At 69.9% G+C, this 2,785-nt stretch carries 2 protein-coding genes; both read left to right on the top strand.

Annotation, left to right across the window (positions count from 1 at the left end):
- Nucleotides 1-313 precede the first annotated feature (313 nt).
- Nucleotides 314-1,798 carry a sugar transferase gene (locus ACM2XV_RS13985; protein ID WP_344774860.1) on the top strand — a complete coding sequence of 495 codons (1,485 nt, stop codon included), beginning with the start codon at nucleotides 314-316 and terminating at the stop codon, nucleotides 1,796-1,798.
- A gap of 58 nt (nucleotides 1,799-1,856) precedes the next feature.
- Nucleotides 1,857-2,785 (top strand): DUF1972 domain-containing protein (locus ACM2XV_RS13980; protein WP_487027366.1); only part of this gene is annotated, 929 nt, incomplete at its 3' end.

The following is a 2,785-nucleotide window of genomic DNA, read 5'->3' as shown; positions in this document are numbered from 1 at the left end:
ATCGGGCTGCCGCAGGAGGTCTACGACGAGGTCGGCGCCGAGATCGAGGGCGCCGCGCGAGTGGTGGCCGGGGCGCTGCTCGCGACCCGGGCGGGTGCGGCGCAGGCATCCGTTCTCACCCCGCAGAAGCGGGGACCCGCGCTGTCGTTCACGTTCCCGCGGCTGTGATCGGTGGGTCTCGCAACTTAAACCTGCGCGTAACCCGGCCCCATGGAACTGACTCAGCTTCTGTCATAGGCTTGTGCCCCACAAGGGGGGCGCTTCCGGGCACTCTCCCGACCACTGTGACCGACCACACAGAGGCGGAATATCCATGGCTGACCACGTGCTGGTCGGCGTCGAACCTATGGCGTCGTCCAAACGCATGACCGGGGACTGGCGAAAGGGCTATGCCCGCCGCCTGACGATCACCGACGCGCTCGCGTTGGTCTGGGTCGTCTTCGGCGTCCAGATCCTCTGGCTCGGAATCGACACCCGGGCGCAGACCGACGAGCTGCTCGGCTCGCACGCCGGCATCAGCTATTCGCTGATCTCGCTGCTCATCGTCGTGCTCTGGGTCGCCGCCCTCGGCCTCTACGACACCCGCAGCGCGCGCACGATCGGCACGGGAAGCGCCGAGTACACGCGGGTCGTCAATGCGTCGGTGCGTCTGTTCGGCCTCATCGCGATCGTCGCCTTCGTGCTCAAGATCGACCTGGCACGCGGCTACGTGCTGATCGCGCTGCCGGTCGGGGCGCTCGTGCTGCTCGCCATCCGCTGGATGTGGCGGCAGTGGCTGCACGTCCAGCGCGAGCTCGGCGGCTACTCGTCGCGCGTGCTGCTCGTCGGCTCGGCGGCCTCCGTCGCCCAGACCGCAGCCGAGCTCATCAACCAGCCCGACGCCGGCTATCGCGTCGTCGGCGCGTGCCTCTCGCCCAGCGACCGCGTGGCGCCGCTCGCCGAGCACGCGATCCCCGTGGTCGGAACCCTCGACGACGTTCCCGGCGCGATGGAGCTCAGCGACGCCGACACCGTGATCATCACGAGCAGCGACGAGCTGCCGAACGACCGGGTGCGCCGCATCAGCTGGGGGCTGCAGCCCGGCCGCCAGCACCTCGTCGTGGCGCCCAGCATCATCGACGTCGGCGGTCCGCGCATCCACACGCGCCCGGTGGCGGGGCTGCCGCTGATGCACGTCGAGACGCCCCGCTACGAGGGGGCGAAGCTCGTGGCCAAGCGCGCCTTCGACCTCGTCGTCGCGGGGCTGCTCGTCGTGCTGCTGTCGCCCGCCCTGATCGCGATCGCCCTTGCCGTGCGCGTCGACTCGCAGGGCCCGGTGCTGTTCAAGCAGGAGCGCATCGGCCTGAACGGCCGTCCGTTCCGCATGCTCAAGTTCCGCTCGATGGTGCCCGACGCCGAGGCTCGGCTCGCGGCGCTGCGCGGCGAGTCCGAGGGCAACGGCGTGCTGTTCAAGATGAAGCGCGACCCGCGCATCACCCGCGTCGGCCGCGTCCTTCGCCGCTACAGCCTCGACGAGCTGCCCCAGCTGTTCAACGTGCTGGGCGGCTCAATGTCGCTCATCGGGCCCCGCCCGTCGCTCGAGCGCGAGCTCACCCAGTACGAGGAGCACACCCACCGCCGCTTCCTCGTGAAGCCCGGCATCACCGGGCTGTGGCAGGTCAGCGGCCGCTCGAACCTGACGTGGGAGGAATCCGTGCGCCTCGATCTGTACTACGTCGAGAACTGGTCGATGACCGGCGATCTGACCATTCTGTGGCGCACCGCGAAGGCGGTGATCGCCCGCGACGGCGCCTATTGACGACCGAGCTGCGCGCCCGACCGCGCGCAGTGCAACACGGATGTGAGGGAGACGCATCGTGCCTTCTGTTGCCATCATCGGCTCGCGGGGCTACCCGAGCTATTACGGCGGTTTCGAGACGCTCGTGAGGCGGCTCGCGCCGCACCTCGCCGACGCCGGCTGGGATGTGACCGTCTACGGCCGCCCCGGCCTCAAGACCGACGACCCCGACCTCGACCCGCGGGTGCGCTCGCGCGTCACGGCCGGCATCGAGTCGAAGAAGTTCAGCACCCTGTCGTACGGCCTGACCTCGACGGTCGACGCGTTCGTGCGCAAACCCGACGTCGCGCTCGTGCTCAACTGCGCGGTCGGCTACTGGCTGCCCATCCTGAAGGCACGCGGCATCCCCAGTGTCGTGAACGTCGACGGCATCGAGTGGGAGCGCGGCAAGTGGGGCAGGTCGGCGCGCGCCGTGTTCCGTACGGGCGCCAAGCTCACCGCGCGGTACGCAGACGAGCTCGTCTTCGACGCGCGGGCCATCGGCGCCTACTGGCGCGAGAACTTCGGGCGCGACGGCGTCTTCATTCCCTACGGCGGCGACCCGAGCGGCGAGCTGCCCGTCGAGCCCGGGCTCGAGCACGGCAAATACGTGCTGATCGTGGCGCGCTTCGTCGCCGAGAACACGATCAATGAGTTCGTGGATGCCGCACAGCAGCTGGCCGCCGACCACGACGTGGTCTTCGTCGGGTCGTCGGGCTATGGCGGCGAGATCGAGGAGCGCGTCGGCCGGCTCGCGGCCTCGAACCCGCGGGTGCACTGGTTCGGGCACGTGAAGGACGACCGGCGGCTGCACAGCCTGTGGCAGCACGCGGGCGCGTACTTCCACGGGCACAGCGTCGGCGGGACCAACCCCGCACTCGTGCAGGCGATGGCTCTCGGCGCGCCGATCGTCGCCCGCGACACGGTCTACAACCGCGAGGTGCTCGGCGGGTCCGGGCTGCTGGTGCC

This window comes from Gryllotalpicola sp. CP2-P1, from assembly GCF_057512245.1.
The sequence above is the reverse complement of the archived record's forward strand: the minus strand, read 5'-3'. Positions and strand labels throughout refer to the sequence as shown.